This is a genomic window from Intrasporangium sp. (assembly GCF_035280925.1).
In the GTDB taxonomy this organism is placed as follows: domain Bacteria; phylum Actinomycetota; class Actinomycetes; order Actinomycetales; family Dermatophilaceae; genus Intrasporangium.
Window position 1 is genome coordinate 1 of sequence record NZ_DATEEY010000041.1, and the last position, 16,548, is coordinate 16,548.

Annotated in this window: 15 protein-coding genes; 5 read left to right on the plus strand and 10 right to left on the minus strand. The window is 69.7% G+C overall.

What is annotated here, in order from left to right; genetic code table 11:
• The 6 genes from VJN29_RS04050 to VJN29_RS04075 all read right to left on the minus strand — a co-directional run.
• Window positions 1–414: hypothetical protein (locus VJN29_RS04050; RefSeq protein WP_324142300.1), on the minus strand; the 414-nt coding region annotated here is incomplete at its 3' end.
• Window positions 415–642: 228 nt separating this feature from the next.
• A complete protein-coding gene (locus tag VJN29_RS04055; protein WP_324142301.1) occupies window positions 643–1,230 on the minus strand; it encodes a general stress protein in 588 nt (195 codons plus the stop codon).
• Window positions 1,231–1,270: 40 nt separating this feature from the next.
• Window positions 1,271–2,470 (minus strand): acyl-CoA dehydrogenase family protein, encoded by a 1,200-nt coding sequence (locus VJN29_RS04060; RefSeq protein ID WP_324142302.1) that lies wholly within the window; start codon window positions 2,468–2,470, stop codon window positions 1,271–1,273.
• Between the two features lie 171 nt (window positions 2,471–2,641).
• Window positions 2,642–3,418 carry a DinB family protein gene (locus VJN29_RS04065; RefSeq protein ID WP_324142303.1) on the minus strand — a complete coding sequence of 259 codons (777 nt, stop codon included), beginning with the start codon at window positions 3,416–3,418 and terminating at the stop codon, window positions 2,642–2,644.
• Between the two features lie 64 nt (window positions 3,419–3,482).
• Window positions 3,483–4,355 (minus strand): caspase family protein, encoded by an 873-nt coding sequence (locus VJN29_RS04070; RefSeq protein WP_324142304.1) that lies wholly within the window; start codon window positions 4,353–4,355, stop codon window positions 3,483–3,485.
• A 55-nt stretch (window positions 4,356–4,410) separates the two neighbouring features.
• Window positions 4,411–7,728 (minus strand): DUF7379 domain-containing protein, encoded by a 3,318-nt coding sequence (locus tag VJN29_RS04075; RefSeq protein WP_324142305.1) that lies wholly within the window; start codon window positions 7,726–7,728, stop codon window positions 4,411–4,413.
• Between the two features lie 243 nt (window positions 7,729–7,971).
• On the opposite strand from VJN29_RS04075, the gene VJN29_RS04080 reads away from it, so the two are divergent.
• On the plus strand, window positions 7,972–8,838 hold the full coding sequence (locus VJN29_RS04080; protein ID WP_324142306.1) for a serine protein kinase RIO: 867 nt from the start codon (window positions 7,972–7,974) through the stop codon (window positions 8,836–8,838).
• A gap of 102 nt (window positions 8,839–8,940) precedes the next feature.
• On the opposite strand, the gene VJN29_RS04085 is transcribed toward VJN29_RS04080, so the two are convergent.
• From VJN29_RS04085 to VJN29_RS04100, 4 genes are all read right to left on the minus strand, one after another.
• A complete protein-coding gene (locus tag VJN29_RS04085) occupies window positions 8,941–9,207 on the minus strand; it encodes a hypothetical protein (protein WP_324142307.1) in 267 nt (88 codons plus the stop codon).
• A gap of 257 nt (window positions 9,208–9,464) precedes the next feature.
• Window positions 9,465–10,379 carry an extensin family protein gene (locus VJN29_RS04090; RefSeq protein WP_324142308.1) on the minus strand — a complete coding sequence of 305 codons (915 nt, stop codon included), beginning with the start codon at window positions 10,377–10,379 and terminating at the stop codon, window positions 9,465–9,467.
• A gap of 280 nt (window positions 10,380–10,659) precedes the next feature.
• Entirely contained in the window at window positions 10,660–11,583 is a 924-nt protein-coding gene (locus VJN29_RS04095) for a CoA ester lyase (RefSeq protein WP_324142309.1), read from the minus strand.
• Between the two features lie 43 nt (window positions 11,584–11,626).
• The gene (locus VJN29_RS04100; RefSeq protein ID WP_324142310.1) at window positions 11,627–12,679 is read right to left on the minus strand and encodes a CoA ester lyase; all 1,053 of its coding nucleotides are present in this window, start codon (window positions 12,677–12,679) and stop codon (window positions 11,627–11,629) included.
• Between the two features lie 101 nt (window positions 12,680–12,780).
• Here VJN29_RS04100 and VJN29_RS04105 point away from each other — a divergent pair, with 101 nt between their 5' ends.
• The 4 genes from VJN29_RS04105 (at window position 12,781) to VJN29_RS04120 (ending at window position 16,469) form a co-directional block, all read left to right on the plus strand.
• Window positions 12,781–13,332 (plus strand): hypothetical protein, encoded by a 552-nt coding sequence (locus tag VJN29_RS04105; RefSeq protein WP_324142311.1) that lies wholly within the window; start codon window positions 12,781–12,783, stop codon window positions 13,330–13,332.
• A 73-nt stretch (window positions 13,333–13,405) separates the two neighbouring features.
• On the plus strand, window positions 13,406–14,710 hold the full coding sequence (locus VJN29_RS04110; protein ID WP_324142312.1) for a magnesium transporter MgtE N-terminal domain-containing protein: 1,305 nt from the start codon (window positions 13,406–13,408) through the stop codon (window positions 14,708–14,710).
• Entirely contained in the window at window positions 14,707–15,270 is a 564-nt protein-coding gene (locus VJN29_RS04115; protein WP_324142313.1) for a DUF1003 domain-containing protein, read from the plus strand. The genes VJN29_RS04110 and VJN29_RS04115 overlap by 4 nt, the downstream gene beginning before the upstream one ends.
• Window positions 15,271–15,326: 56 nt before the next feature.
• A complete protein-coding gene (locus tag VJN29_RS04120; RefSeq protein ID WP_324142314.1) occupies window positions 15,327–16,469 on the plus strand; it encodes an Mrp/NBP35 family ATP-binding protein in 1,143 nt (380 codons plus the stop codon).
• Window positions 16,470–16,548: the final 79 nt, after the last annotated feature.

Below are 16,548 nucleotides of genomic sequence, written 5' to 3' on the forward strand. Positions count from 1 at the left end.
GTCCAGCGGCGCCCAGGTGAGCAGCTCCACCAGCTCGGACCGCTCGCCGGCAGACACCACCGTGCGCGTCTTGAGCCGGAAGGGTGCGGTCAGCGAGCCGTTCAGCATGTCGAGGACCGGATAGCTGCACACGACGAGCGACTCGGGCTCCCGGTCCGGCAGCAGGCGGGCGTTGCCGTCGACGCCTTGGGGTTTCTCGGGAACCGTCATCCCCTCCTGGTCGGTGATCGTCGCCGGACAGTCGAGCGCACCATCAGCGGCGACGGGCTGGGCGGTCACGGTGCGCATCGGCCCGACCGTCTGCCGGATCGTCCCGCCGGGGCCGGTGGCAGCAGGGTTTGCACAGGCGGCGAGCACCGCTGCGGCAACGAGACCACCCATGACGGTGACGAGGTGGCGTGACGGCGTTGGCATGGCAGACCTCCGGGCTCGATGCTCACCGACGAAGACCCTTGGCGCGACCGAAACGTTGCATCCCAACGCAACACACCCGTCCACCGACTGCCACGCCGAGCTGCAGCAGGTGCGACCAAGCCACGAGCGGGTGTGTTGGGGTGTCCGGAGCGGGCCGGCTGCGACCGGGGCCTGCGCGAGCGGGCTCAGCGGCATACGGCCACCGGATGGAACCAGCCCTGCTGGGACTCAGCCGTCCGTTCGGTCCACCGGCGGAGATGGGGGCACGTCCGGGGATGACGGCGCGGCCGGCGCGCCGTAGCCGGCCACCCCGCTCGCGGTGAGGCCGACCTTGCCGAGGATCTCGCGCGCCTGCTGGGCAAACTTGTGCTCGGTGAAGACCTCGTACTTGGTCGCGACGACCTGGCTCACGGACGAGAAGTCCCGGGTGCCACGCGTGAAGGCATAGCCGACCAACGACCAGATGAGACCGAACAGGACCCCCCAGAGTGCGCAGGCCAGCAACAGCGAGAAGGCGCTCGTCGGTGGGTTGAACAGCGAGAAGATCAACCCGACGAAGAGGCCCAGCCACAGGCCCGACAGCGCTCCACCCAGTGCGACCCGACCCCACGTCAGTCGCGCCGTGACGCGCTCGACCTGCTTGAGCTCCGTGCCGACGATGAGGCAGTTCTCGACCGGGAATCCGTTGTCCGACAGGGTGTCGACGGCCTTCTGCGCGTCCTCGTACTTGTCGAACGTCCCGAGAGACATCGGGTAGTCCAGGGACAGGGTCGCGAAGCCCGGGCGCACACCCGGACCCTTTGGTTGCAGACTCATGGCCTCATCCTCGCACTTCCGGCCACCGCGTCGCGGGACCTCACGACTTGAGCCGGTAGTCCTCGACGAGGCGCCGACCGATGATCATCCGCTGGATGTCGGCCGTGCCCTCGCCGATGAGCAGCATCGGCGCCTCGCGGTAGAGCCGCTCTATCTCGTACTCCTTCGAGTAGCCGTAGCCGCCGTGGATCCGGAAGCTGCCTTCGACGACCTGGGCGCAGTTCTCCGACGCGAGGTACTTGGCCATGCCCGCCTCGAGGTCATTGCGCTCGCCCGAGTCCTTCTTGCGCGCAGCCTTGACCATCATCTCGTGGGCGGCCTCGACCTTGACGGCCATGTCGGCAAGCCGGAACAGGACCGCCTGGTGGTCGACGATCTTCTTGCCGAACGTCTCCCGCTGCTGCGCATAGGCGATGCCGAGCTCGAAGGCCCGGCGCGCGACGCCGCACCCGCGTGCAGCGACGTTGACCCGGCCGACCTCGACACCGTCCATCATCTGGTAGAAGCCCTTGCCCGGCTCGCCACCCAGGATGTGAGCTGAGCTGGTCCGATGGTTGTCGAGGACCAGCTCGGTCGTGTCGACACCCTTGTAGCCCATCTTCTCGATCTTGCCCGGCACCGTGATGCCCTGGGCCGTCTCGCCGAAACCTGGCTCCTTGTCGATGAGGAAGGTCGTCATGTTCCGGTAGACGCTGTCCGCACCCGTGTCGGTCTTGACGAGGACGGCGACGAGGTTGGCCGAGCCGCCGTTGGTGAGCCACATCTTCTGCCCGTTGATCGTCCAGTCACCGTCGTCACCCTGGACCGCTCTCGTCTTGATGGCGGACACGTCTGAGCCGCAACCCGGCTCCGACATCGAGAAGGCACCGCGGACCTCCCCGGTGGCCATCCTCGGCAGGTAGCGCTGCTTCTGCTCCTCGGTCCCGTGCTGGAGGATCATGTAGGCGACGATGAAGTGGGTGTTGACGATGCCGCTCACCGACATCCATCCGCGGGAGATCTCCTCGACGCAGAGCGCGTAGGTGAGCAGCGACTCGCCGAGGCCGCCGTACTCCTCTGGGATCATCAGCCCGAAGATCCCCATCTCCTTCATCTGGTCGACGATCGCCTGCGGGTACTCGTCCTTGTGCTCGAGGTCGGTCGCGACGGGAATGATCTGCTCATCAACGAACTGCCGCACGAGCGACAGCAGTTCGGTCTGCTCCTCGGTGAGGCCTTCGGTCTGCTGGAGTCGGGACATGCGAGATCGCCACCTTGCGCTCGGGCTGGGTCAACTTGACCGAGTATGCCGCTGAGCTGGCTTCCCGGGACACGCCTCGGCGTGTGTCGTCCCCCACCTGTAACGCTGGTCACGCGGCCGAGTTCGCCGGGCATCCCGGTTCCCGGGCAGCTGTTCCGCGGCCATGACGGCTCAGCGGACGGACGGGCGCGTCACCGGCAGCGCGTCGAGGTCGCGCACGGCATAGCGGTGATGCTCCCATTCCTCCTCGAGGATCGTGCGCAGGCACGAGAGCACCGTCTCGTCAGTCGCCGGCGAGTGCGGGTTCCTCCGCGGCATCGCGAGCTCCTCCGGGGTCACCCGGGCGAGGAAGTCACGCACCATCGCCTGCCGATCGGTGCGAGCCGCCAGGACCTCGTCGAAGGACGGCGAGTCGGCACAGAGGACGGACGGGTCGTGGGCGTCCGTGCGGTGGCCGTCGTTGTCATCATCGTCGCTGGACAGGCCGGCCGGGTGGTAGGGCTGGTCCCGCTCGAGGATCGCCTTCCCCAGCCACACGTCGGTCGCCATCACCAGATGGCGCAGCGTCTGGGCCAAGGACCACTCGCCGTCGACGGAGGCGTCGATGGTGCCGTCAGGCATGGTGGCGGCCCGGTCGAGGGTGGCCGCCCAGGTACCCTCGAGCGCCGCCCACGCAGCACGCAGACCCTCCGGCTCCTCGGCCAGGCGCAACGCTCGCCCCGGGAAACGGCCGTTGAGCTCCATGTCGACGAGGGGCACGACGTCAACACCGTTGACGAGCAGGCTGCGGTGGCCCTCCAGCAGCCAGGGGGAGTCGATCTCCATCCCGGCGACCTCGCACCCGCGCACGACGACATCACGTAGGTCGCAGCTGATGAACCGGGACTCCCGCAGGGTCCGGTTGTGGAAGGTCCTTCCAGACAGGGTCTCGGGCTGGCTCTGACTCATGAAGGCACCCTGCCACGGTGCACCGACAGCCCTCGGTCGCCGGGCCTCACCGGGGTCGACCCGCTCACCAGGCCTGGCCGAAGGCAGCCTTCTTTGCCTTGACGACCCCCTCGAGGGTTGAGCGCTGCTCGAACTGCTCTGCCTTGAGGCCGGCGTGCACCGCCTTGAGGTGCGCGGCTCGGGTCGCATCGGGGTGGTCCTTCAGCGACTGCAGGAACAGGTGGGTGAACGCGCCGTTGGGTCGCCCGCCGAAGGTCGCATCCGAGGCGGTCTGGTCCGGGCGGCAGGCCGCGAAGAGGACTGGCCTGGCCCCCTTGCCCCGCTTGGTCAGCTCGACGAGGGCCTTGCGGTCGACCGTCCGGGCAGGGGTGTGCTCGCGAATGGTGCGGGCCCGGTCCAGCCCGCGTGGAGTTGGTGGCGGCAGGAAGCGGGGCTTGCGTCCCAGGGTCATGGCCAGCTGGAGCTCCTCGAGATCCTTGAGGCCGGTCCCGCTGTGGCAGGTGTCCAGGAGGACCTCCAGGAGCGCTCCCTCGGGCACGCGCTGGAACAGGTCATGCAGCTCGTCGTCCGAGATGACGGTGTTGCGGTCCCACTGGTCGCCAGCACGCTTGATGTCGTAGCAGGCGAAGACCTCGTCGAGGCCGTCCGGCTCGTCCGTGGCACCGGGCTGGTTCGGGACCTGCGTGCCGTGGCTCGAGAACGAGAAGACGAGATGGTCACCCGGCTTGGCCTTGTCGACCATCGCCGTGAGGGCACCCATGACCGCCTTCTTCGTGGCCTCCGAGTCGCGGAACACCGTGGTCGTGCGCGAGGTGAAGCCGAACTTCTTGAGCGCGGCCGAGATGTCGTTCGCGTCGTTGACGCAGCCCGCCAGCCAGCTGCTCATCGGGAGGTGCTTGAACTCGTTGATGCCGACACAGACGGCGCTGCGTGCCATGGCAGATCCTTTCCTGTTGAGCCGCTGTCGATCGTTGTCGGGTGGGTGGACCGCCTCACGAATGCGTGAGCACGGCGTCAGGACGTGCGTAGACGACGAAGGCGAGCCACGTCGCATCGCCCTGCTCCCTGGCTGCCTGACGCGCTCTCGCGGTGGCCACCGCCATGGGCGTCCCGTCCAGCAGCTCGTCGTAGAGCTTCTCGACGAACGCGCGCGAGGGCTGCTGGTGGACCGACCAGAGGCACGAGACGAACGCGGACGCCCCCGCGTCCAGGAAGGCATCGGCGAATCCGCCTGCCGTCGTGAGCAGGATTCCCTCGCGACCGGTCTGGCACGCGTTGAGCACCACGACCGGTCCCGCCTCGCCCGGACGCGTCCAGTGGGCGTTCTCGCTCACCTCGGTGGCGGAGAGGAACTGCGGCTCGACGCTCCGCCCCCGTTTGCGGCCCTGGAGCAGGATGCGGGCACCGAGGATGTCCTCCAGGTCCGCAGCGCCGTGTCCAGAGAAGTGGAGCAGGTCGAAGCGGCCGCCGCGCAACAGCTGGAGCACCCCGGTCGGGGTCGCACGGACCGGGCTGGCTCCGAAGTGCTCCGCGAGGTAGCGCTGCTCGTGAACCGGTTCGGACAGGACGAAGCTGGGGTCGCGGTAGTCCGGGATGAGCGACCTGGCGCGGCCCTGGCGGATCCGGATCTCCTTGGGTGGGAAGCTGCCCAGTCGCCATCGCACGAGCCCGCCCTGCGCGAGGAAGCGGGGCTTCTTCTGGCGCGGTCCCCTCGGTGGCTTGAGGTGCACGAGCTCCCAGGGGACGTACGGCTCGTCGGCGTAGATAATGAGGTCGCCGATCTGGTTGCGGTGCTCCCAGAGGTAGGCCTGCATGTCCTCCGGCAGCAGCAGGTCGTAGAGCCGGGTGCCGATGTCCTGCAGACGTCGCAGCACCTGCGCCTCGCTCAGGTCGGCACCGACGATCTCCTGGACGTCATCGAGGAAGGCCGCCATGGTCCGCGCCCGGTCGACGATGGGCAGGGACTGGAAGGCGACCGGTTTGCCGTCCTGCTCGATCCGGACGGCGTACTTGTAGATGACCGAGCCGTCGGGATGGGCGCTCTCGATGATGTCGAGGCACGGCAGGCCGTCGAGCTCGGGCGCGTCGATCCCGGTATGGATCTGGGCGCGCGCGGGCGGTGCCGGTGCGCCGAGGGCCGCTCGGGAGACTGCTCTCGCCTCGAGGGAGAGGGTTGCCAGTGGCACCCATCCCTGCCGGACGATGGCGTGCACCACGACAGGCCCGGTCGACAGCGCGCGCACGGTGAAGGGAAGGGACGACTCCCCACCGCCGAGCGGGAGCCCGAGGATGTCTGAGTCGGTGCCGATCACCTCCGCGTTCGACTTCCCGACGACGTGGACCGAGACCGGACGCTCGGCCTCGACCGCGACCTTCGCGGAGGCGTGGACCATCCCCTCGCCCGCCTCGATGTCCCTGCGGGACAGCGTGACACAGACCTCGAACGCTTCCTCGACGACGACGGTCGCCGGCATCTCCGCGGCAACGGTGGCCTCCGTTGGAGCGGCCCCTGTCGGGGCGGGTTCTGGCGGACCGGCCCCTGGAAGGGTGGGTGGGAAGGGTGGCGGCGGGGCCATGGGCAGGTCCCGGCTCGGCGGCCCGGGCACGGACACGGGCTCGGACACGGGCTCGGGCAATGGCTCGGGCAATGGCTCGGGCACTGGCTCGGGCACTGGCTCGGGCATGGCTTCGGGCACTGGCTCGGGCATGGCTTCGGGCTCGCCGCCCGCCCCCATCCCGAGCGGGAGCCAACCGGCGATCGCCTCGATCACCTCAAGCTGGCTGAAGTAGTTGGTGTGGTAGATCCGGTCGTTCGCCTCGAACACCCGGGCCTCCGCGACGAACCCGCCCGTGGGCAGTCCGATGGCGCTCATCGAGTCCGTGTCGACGACGAGGTCGTTGTCGCCCTTGAAGAGGTCGTCGACGAAGCCCTCCGCCAACCTGACGACGAGCTCGCGAGGGAACTCGGGCGGCCGGTGGGAGTCGTCGAGGAGCTCGACGTGGAAGTTGGAGGCGATGACGAACCAGCTCGTCCCCGGCCCGGGCTGATTCGGCTGCGCCGTGTTGAGGTCCGTGACGAACGGGCCGGTCGGCATCATCGCGGCGAGCCCGGGCACACCGTTCTCCTCGCCGATGTAGGACACGAGGTACTTGACGAGCGCACCGATGCCCTTGACGACTCCGGCGACCACCGCGGCCACGGGCGCACCGCCGGGGATGGCGGCCAGGGCGCCGGCGCCCACGCTGGCCAGGTTGGTGCAGAGGTCGATGAGGTCGTGCCACCGGTCGGGGTCGGCCAGGTGGGTGCCGCCGTTCGTCGCCGCGACGAAGATGACCCGGTCGACCCGTCCCGGCCAGCTCGAGCGGGGCAGCTCGTACTCCACGAGGCTACGCGTCGTCAGGCCGCCCCTGCTGTGCGTGATGATGTCGATGACGAACTCGTCGTCGGGCTGGTGCGTCCTGAGCCGCTCCAGGAGGTCCCTGGCGTTCTCGCGGGGGTCGACGCTCAGCGTCCGATGGTCGAACCCGATGACCGCGTCATACGCGCCGATGGCGGTGCGGAGCAGTCCCATGGCGTTCACGTCATACGTGATCGCGCCGAAGCCACCGACCGTGGACGAGAACGTGCCGTGGATGAACAGGAGGATGCGGACGGGACGGTCGGTCGGGAGGTCGAGCTCATCGAGTCGGTCGATGCGTCGCCAGGAGCCGACATCGGTGTCGGGGATGTGCACGAGCCCCGGACGGACGTGCTCCTCCATCTTCTCGATCGCCTTGCCGACGACGAGAGGGGCCGCGAACCGCAACACGATCGCCTGGACGGCGCCCCTGACGACGTCACCGAGCAGTCCGCGAGTGCTGACCCGGCGCCGTGTCGGCCGTTTCGGGCCTCTCGCTCGCCCATCCTCGACCAGGTCGATGGTGAAGCGCGCAGTACGCGGGCCGAGGTCGATCGACCGCGTGCGGTGGCCGGCGTCAAGGGGCAGGTGCCACGAGTACACGCCGTCTCGCTCGAGGAGGACCACCGCGTCCTCCTCCGACCCGACGTCGACCTCGACCATCGCCATCCCACGAGAGGGACGGGCGGGACCTGCGCCGGTCAGGTCCCGGTCACGCCGCGGTGTCAGGTCGAGGCGCTGGATGGGCACGAGACCGCTGTCCTCGAGGGAAGCGACGATCGCATCCTTTGCCAGCTGCTGCTCGAAGCCCGGCTCACCGGGAAGGGCACGAGCACGCGACGCTTCCCGCACGTCGTAGGAGCCCGGCACGACGACTCGGACGCCTTCGCTGGCGAAGGAGGTGGGCGGCATACGGCTCCCCCTCCTGGCTCGACCGCGGATCGCTCACTTGTCACGGTAGAGGCGGGCCGCACGCCGCCGGTACGGAATCGCCGAGAACCTCCACCGAAAACCGTTTGCGCGTCACGGGCGCGAGGCGGCAACCTCGACTCAACCGCATCGGCGCTGGAGCCGCTGCACGAGTCCAAGGAGGGATGACATGTCCGTCACGGTCGGGGCACACCTGCCCACATCCACCACTTCCTTGGAGTTCTCTTGTCTTTCAACCGCTTTCACAAGGATGACTCATCCTTCGCAGTAGACACCAACCCGGATGGACCGCCCGAGGGTGATCACTGGTCGAGCTGGGACGGCGCCACTCACGGGCCCAGGCCCAGACCTGACTGGGTCATCACCGACCTCGGCGCCGTCGAGGAGGACCTCGGCGTGCTCAAGACGGGCAAGGAGGCGGACGTCCACCTCGTCCGCCGCTGGATCCCGGGTGATCCCGACCGGGACGTCGTCATGGCGGGCAAGCGCTACCGCTCGAGCAAGCACCGGCTCTTCCACCGTGACGCCGGCTACCTCGAGGGCCGCCGGGTCCGCAAGTCGCGTGAGACGCGCGCCATGGCCACGCGGACGTCATTCGGCAAGGAGCTGATCAGCGGCCTGTGGGCCTTCGCCGAGTTCGAGACCATGGTCCGGCTCTGGCGTGACGGCCTGCCGGTCCCCTATCCGGTGCAGATGAGCGACGACGAGCTGCTCATGGAGTTCATCGGAGCGCCCGACGGTCGTGCGGCACCGCGACTGGCCCAGACCCGTCCCGAGCGTGACGTGCTGCCTCGCCTCTTCGAACAGCTCCGCGAGGCGATGCTGCGGCTGGCCGAGCTGGGCTGGGCCCACGGGGACCTGTCGCCCTACAACGTCCTGCTCGACGAGCGGCCCACCGTGGGCGGCGACGACCCGCGCCTCGTCATCATCGACTGGCCCCAGGTCGTCGACGTCATCGGGAACCCGCACGGACTGGAGTTCCTCGAGCGGGACGCCCGCAACATGGCCGAATGGTTCACGCGGCGCGGCTTCGAGGTCGACACAGGGCACTTCTTCGGCGACCTCGTCGCAGCGGCCACGGCCCGCTGGTGACCGGTTCGCAGACCGTGCGACAACACGCCCGCTCACCGAATGCTCGGTGCGCTGCAGCCGAGGTGGGCGGTCGGCAAGCGGGTGCGTTGCGGTGCCGGCCGTTCACGGTTGACGCGAGCCACCGAGGGGTGGGGCGCCGAGCGCCCAGAGCAGCTCGTTGATCTCGCGCTGGGCCCGCCAGCGGTGGCTGCGCCCAGCCCGAGCCGAATCCGTGAGGCTGATGTCCCGCGTCACGAGGAGCCGGCTGAGTCGCCCCCAGCACGAAAGCGTGTGCGCCCTGTCATGGCTGGCGAGCTCGACCATGACCGGCAGCGCGACGAGCTGGGCGCGCTTGCCGTAGACGACCCCTGCATTCGACATCGCGAGCATGCGCTAACCGTGGTCGTTGGCCCAGCTCCCAGCGATGGCCCGGACATCCAGGTTTGACGAGAAGTGCACGACGTCCCGCGCGCTTCGCATCCGAGGCCCCTGTCGGACGAAGCCGCGTCCCTGTGAGGCGGCCGGATGAAGGTTGGCGCACCGCACGCTGGTCCGCTCGGCGAGGCCGGCCCTGCGAATCGCGTTGCCCGGCAAGGGTCCGCGCCGGCTCTCGGCCGTTCGTGGGCTCACAGGACGCACCGCCGTCGTCAGGCACGACCCATCGTCGCCACCATGAAGGCCTGCCAGGCCTCGCGGCTCTCGTCGAGCTCACCCGGCCCGCCGACGCGCTCCAGGATCGCGCCCGTCGCGGCCCGCGTGGCATCGTCCCACTCGCCTGTGATCTCGACGTCGGTGCGTCCCCACACGTGTCGGCACATGGCCTGAACCGCCTGGACCTGCACTCGCGACCGACGGATCAGCCTCGGCTGCTCCGCACCGAACCGCCCCGTGTCGACGTGGATGTGGTTGGCGTGCGCGTCGTCGTAGAGATAGGTGAGGACGTCGGCGAACTCGTGGTGCAGCCCGGCGGCCACTCGCCAGTAGTCCTTGAGGCGGCGTCGCAGCTCGGATCCCGGGGCGTCGCGCCACTGGTCGTAGCGCAGGGACACGAGGTCCGTGCCGCCAGCCCGCAGACGCGCCAGGTCGAAGGCCTGCCCGGAGCTGTGCCAGGAGCGGGGCCGGCCTCGGACCCACGCGCCGTACGAGCGGACCGCATCGGGTGCCTGCCCGGTGTGCAGCCGGTGCAGGACGAGCCAGCCGTCGAGCCGCGCCCCGAATGCCGCGTCGACGTAGTACGTGGCCGGCCGGCCCGAGATCTCGTACACGTATGTCGCTGGGCCGACTCGGGTGCGTGCCTGCAGTTCCGTGTAGTCCACGGGGACCGGGTCGGCGAACACCTCAGGTGGGGTGGGCTCACGGAGGCCCGGAAGGTGCACGAGGCCGGGCAGGTCGCCCTTGACGGCAAAGGTCCCGGCGGCAGCAGTCGCGATGCCGGCAGCGCCGAGGACGAGGAAACCACGACGGCTGATGCGCCGGGGCCGTCCCGTGGTGGGCGTGCCGTCGGCTGGCTCGCCTTGCCCCCTCTGGCGGGGGGCGGTCCGCCGCTCACCGGTCTCGCTCACGTCAGGTCAACGTCGCGGGCACCGCTGAGGTTTCCCCGTGGACCTCATGACGGGTGACACCCCGCCACCTGGTGTCACGGTGCCCTGGGGCCGGACGACGTCGACTCCCTCCTCTTCCCGGACGGCGGAGGACGGACGGATCACCGCTGTGCCCTCGATCCGCAACCCGGTGGAGGTCACCGACCGGCGGACGCGGAGCTGCAGACCGTGGCGCTGGTCCTGGCCGGCTTCGTCGCCGTCGTCGGCCACGGAGTGGCCCGTGGAGGGAAAGCGAACTCGCTCAGGTGCCGGTGGCCCCGGTGGCCCCGATAGCCTTGATGGCCGCAGCAGTCGCGAGGACCTTCTTCGCCGTGTCGACGTGGAGGTTCTCGATGAGGCGCCCGTTCAGTGTCGCGACACCCTTGCCCTCTGCCTGGGCGGCGTCGAACGCCTCGATGACCGCACGCGCGTCCGCGATCTCCGCGGGACTCGGGCCGTACACCTCGTTGGCCACGTCGACCTGGCCCGGATGGATGAGCGTCTTGCCGTCGAAGCCGAGCTGACGGCCCTGCTCCGCCTCGTCCCGGAAGCCCACGTCGTCCTTCACGTTGTTGAACACCCCGTCGACGACCGCGACCCCACCGGCGCGTGCCCCGAGGGCGATGAGCTGCAGGCTCGTCTGGATCGCCCCGCGGCCGGGCCGGTAGTGCGCGCCGAGCTCCTTGTACAGGTCGTTGGTGCCGATGACGAAGCAGGTCAGCCGCTCGGAGGCCAGCGCGATCTCCTCGGCGTGCAGGACCGCGACGGGTGTCTCGATCATGGCCCAGAGCCTGGTGTGCTCCGGCGCTCCCCCGGCCTCCATCGCTGCCACGAGCGAGCGGACCTCGTCCGCCGAGTTGACCTTGGGGACGACGATCGCATCCGGACCGGCTGCAGACGCAGCCGCGACGTCTGCGTCGTGCCACTGGGTGCCGATCCCGTTGACCCGGATCGTCAGCTCACGCTTGCCATACTCACCGGACTGCACTGCGGCACAGGCGTTCTCACGCGCCACACCCTTCGCATCCGGCGCGACGGCATCCTCCAGATCGAGGATCAGCGCGTCGACGGGGAGTGTCTTCGCCTTCTCCAGGGCGCGCTCGTTGGAGCTCGGCATGTAGAGGACCGACCGCCGTGGGCGGATGTTGTCGTATGCCGCTGGGCTGGCTTGGGACGGAGTGGTCACCTCAGTGCGCCTTTCCTCGAGAACGGGCTGAGCGGCATACGGCTCACCGCTTGTAGAGCTCGGCGAGCTCAGGGTCGGTGGCACTGAGTCGGTCGGCGAGCTCGAGGATGACGAGGCACTGCTTGAGGCTCGCGTCGTCCTCCATCTTGCCGTCGAGCATGACCGCACCGGTGCCGTCGCCCATCGCCTCCTTGACCCGGCGGGCGTGCGCGACGTCCTCGGCGGACGGGCTGAAGACCCGCTTGGCGATGTCGATCTGGACCGGGTGGAGCGACCAGGCGCCCACGCAGCCGAGCAGGAAGGCGTTGCGGAACTGGTCCTCGCACGCGACGACGTCCGTGATGTCGCCGAACGGGCCGTAGTACGGGAAGATGCCGTGCATCGCGCAGGCGTCGACCATCCGGGCGATCGTGTAGTGCCACAGGTCCTGCTGGAAGACGGCCCGATCTCCCTCGATGTTGCCGTCGACGGGGTCCTGGCGCACGAGGTAGCCGGGGTGGCCGCCCCCGACGCGCGTCGTCTTCATCCGCCGGTCCGCTGCGAGATCGGCCGGGCCGAGCGAGATGCCCTGCATGCGGGGGCTGGCGCCGGCGATCTCCTCGACGTTCGCCACGCCGCGCGCCGTCTCGAGGATGGCGTGCACGAGGATCGGGCGGGTGAGGCGGGCACGCGCCTCGAGCTGGGCGAGGAGCCGGTCGATGTAGTGGATGTCCTCGCTGCCCTGGACCTTCGGCACGATGACGACGTCGATCGTGTCGCCGACCTCGGTGACGAGCGTCGTCAGGTCGTCGAGGACCCAGGGGCTGTCGAGGGCGTTGATGCGCGTCCAGAGCTGGGTGTGCTCGCCGAAGTCGGTGGCCCCGGCGATCTGCACCAGCCCGGCGCGCGCCGCCTCCTTCCGGTCCGCCTTGACGGCGTCCTCGAGGTTGCCGACGAGCACGTCCACCGCGCCCACCATGCCCGGGATCTTGGCCGCCATCTTCTCGTTGCTGGGGTCGAAGAAGTGGAGCATCCGGCTCGGGCGGGCCGGTACCTCGGTGATCGGGGTCGGGGCCCCGACCGCGAGGGGCTTGAAGAAGTCCTTGGCGCTGCGCATGGGCGCCAACGTAGCGTGACGCTCCGCGACACCGTTATGACCGCAGTCACTCAGCCGGCGCCCGCCGCCATGTCGCCGCCCCGGTGACTAGGGTGAGCGCTGTGACGGAGCAGCCACCACCCCTCAACCTCAGCGCCCTGCTGGGTGAAGCCATGAGCAAGTCGGGGCTGCTGTGGATCGACGTCGCGGAGGACCGGACGTGGCCCGCCTGGCACGTCTGGGACGAGACCACGGCCTTTGTCGTCAGCGGCCCGGGCGAGCAGCCGCTGCCCTGGCTGCCCAAGGAGGTCAACCTCATCCTGCGGAGCAAGGACACCGGGGGCCGGATCCTGACGACCCGGGCCCACGCGGTCGTCCTCGAGCCCGGGTCGCCGGAGTGGGTCCATGCCGCCGAGCTCCTGCGCGCCGCCCGCCTGAACGCGGTCGACGACTCCGTGACGAGATGGGCGAGGGAGTGCACCATCACGGCGCTGACGCCCTTCGGATCCCCTCTCGAGATGCCGGGCGCCTACACCGCCCTCGACCTGCGCGCCGAGCCGGCGCGCACCACGGCGACGACGACGTCGTGGCGGCCGTGGCACTGGAAGGGCCGGGGCCCGCGGCGCGCCAACGACACTCCGGGCGGCTCCAACCGGAAGTCCCGCCGGCACTGACGGCACCGACGGGCCGGCCGGTTCGCCGTCGTGGCGGCGGACTCCGCGCGCCCCTACCGCATAGCCTTGGGCCATGAGCGCCAGCACCCGGGTCTTCGTCGCACGACTGACCGGCCTGAGCGTCTTCGACCCGCTCGGCGACCAGGTGGGTCGCGTCCGGGACGTCGTGGTGATGTTCACGCGGACCCGTCCCGAGCCACGGGTGATCGGACTCGTCGTCGAGGTGCCGGGCAGGCGCCGCGTCTTCGTGCCGATGACCCGCGTCACGGCCATTGATGCCGGGGCGGTCATCACCACCGGACTGGTCAACATGCGGCGCTTCGAGCAGCGCACCAACGAGACGCTCGTCGCCGCGGAGCTGTTCGACCGCACGGTCACGGTGACCACGCCCGAGGCGGAGGAGGCAGGGTTCGCACGGGCCATCGTCGAGGACATCGCGATCGAGCAGTCGGCCCGTCGCGACTGGTACGCGGTCAAGGTCTTCGTGCGCCAGGTGACAGGGGTGTCGTCGGCCTCCCGGGCCATGTCACGCCTGACGCGGCGGCGCTCCGGCAAGACGATGCTCGTCGACATCCGCGACGTCCTCGGCCTCCACGAGGAGGCGCCCGCCCAGAGCGCCGAGCGGCTCCTCGAGACCTACGAGGACCTCAAGGTCGCCGACCTCGCCGAGGTCATCCACGACCTCAACCCGAAGCGGCGCGCAGAGGTTGCGGCAGCCCTGGACGACGAGCGGCTCGCCGACATCCTCGAGGAGCTGCCCGAGGACGACCAGGTCGAGATCATCGCCGGCCTCGCCACCGCACGGGCCGCCGACGTTCTCGAGGCCATGGAGCCGGACGATGCCGCCGACCTTCTCGCCGACCTCCCGCCCGAGCAGGCCGAGCAGCTGCTCCAGCTCATGGAGCCTGACGAGGCCGCCCCCTTGCGACGCCTCCTCAGCTACGACGAGAACACCGCGGGCGGCCTGATGACGACCGAGCCGGTGATCCTCGCCCCCGAGGCGACCATCGCCGAGGCATTGGCCACGGTCCGCCGGGAGGAGCTCGCACCCGCCCTGGCGACGATGGTCTACGTCTGCCGGCCACCCCTGGAGGTCCCGACCGGTCGCTATCTCGGCCTCGTCCACATCCAGCGCCTGCTCCGCGACCCGCCGCACGCCCCAGTGGGCTCGATCATCGACAAGGAGACGGACCCGTTGCCGGCGCACGCGTCGCTCGAGATGGTCACGAGGACACTGGCGACCTACAACCTCGTCTCCATGCCCGTCGTCGACGAGGACGGGCGGCTCCTCGGCGCCGTCACCGTGGACGACGTGCTCGACCACATCCTTCCCGAGGACTGGCGTGAGGAGCGGCACGAGCTGGAGGTCAACCCGTGACCGACCAGCCGAACCGCCGTCTGTCGCGCGCCATCCCGTCGGGGGACCGACTCGACCAACCGCGAGAGCAGCGCGCCAGGCTGCTGTCCCGGGTGACCCTGTCGGAGGAGGCGTTCGGCGTCCTGTCCGAGAAGTTCGCGCGGTTCATGGGAACACCCCTGTTCCTCATCGGCATGACGGTGTTCGTCGCCGTGTGGATCGCCTGGAACACGCTCGCCCCGGAGTCGTTGATCTTCGACGAGTTCCCCTTCATCTTCCTGACGCTCATGCTGAGCCTGCAGGCCTCCTACGCTGCACCCCTGATCCTCCTTGCCCAGAACCGCCAGGCCGACCGGGACCGCGTCGCCCTGGAGCAGGACCGCTCCCGCGATGAGCGCAACCTCGCGGACACCGAGTTCCTGACGCGCGAGGTCGCTTCCCTGCGGCTGGCCATCCGCGAGCAGGCCACGAGGGACTTCGTCAGGTCGGAGCTGCGCGACCTGCTTGGCGAGCTCGAGGAGCGGGCGATCATCCGCCCGGTCGAGCAGACGCGGACCTCACCCAGGCAACAGACCGACTGACCCGCAACACAGCACCGCGGTCGGGCGAGCCGGCCCAGCGGCATACGATGTGTGGCATGTCTGTCCCCGCCCTGCCCAGCCGCGACACCCTGCTCACGGCACTGTCGAAAGTCAACGACCCAGAGATCCGCAAGCCGATCACCGAGCTCGGCATGGTCAAGTCGGTCGAGGTGGACGAAGCAGGGCACGCAGAGCTGGCCATCTACCTGACCGTCTCGGGCTGCCCCATGAAGGAGACGCTGACACGCGACACGACGGCAGCCCTCCAAGCCCTCCCCGGAGTCACATCGGTCAACGTCACCCTCGACGTCATGAGCGACGAGCAACGGGCCGCCCTGCGCCAGCAGCTGCGCGGCGGGGCGCCGGAGAAGGAGATCCCCTTCGCCAGGCCCAGCTCCCTCACGCGCGTCTACGCCGTGGCCTCCGGCAAGGGCGGCGTGGGCAAGTCCTCGGTCACGGTCAACCTGGCCGCAGCGATGGCCGAGCAGGGGCTGCGCGTCGGGGTGGTGGACGCCGACGTGTACGGCTTCTCGGTGCCGCGCATGCTCGGCGTCGAGCAGCGACCGACCCAGGTCGACGACATGATCCTGCCGCCCATCGCGTATGACGTGAAGGTCATCTCGATCGGCATGTTCGTCCCCGGCAACCAGCCGGTCGTCTGGCGCGGGCCCATGCTGCATCGGGCCCTGCAGCAGTTCCTCGGAGACGTCTTCTGGGGCGACCTCGACGTCCTCCTCCTCGACCTGCCGCCCGGCACCGGCGACATCGCCATCTCCGTCGCCCAGCTGATTCCGGCTGCCGAGATCCTCGTCGTCACGACTCCCCAGCAGGCCGCGGCCGAGGTGGCTGAGCGTGCCGGAGCCATCGCCCTGCAGACCCACCAGCGGATCGCCGGCGTCATCGAGAACATGTCCTGGCTCGAGCTGCCGGACGGCACGCGACAGGAGATCTTTGGCTCGGGTGGAGGTCAGGCCGTCGCCGAGTCGCTCAGCCGCAGCATCGGGGCCACGGTGCCCCTGCTGGGCCAGATCCCGCTGGACACCACGCTCCGCGAGGGCGGCGACACCGGGAACCCGGTCGTGCTCGGGGCACCCGACTCTGCCGCCGGCGTGGCCCTGCGTGGCATCGCCCGGGGCTTGGCCACGCGGGCCAGGGGCCTCGCCGGCCGATCTCTCGGACTCACGCCCGCCGGCCGCTGACACGACCCACCCCTGGGGCTTCACGCAGGGGGCCGCGCGCTCGACCCGCTCCCGCGAACACGGAGGTGGCCGGAGGGCC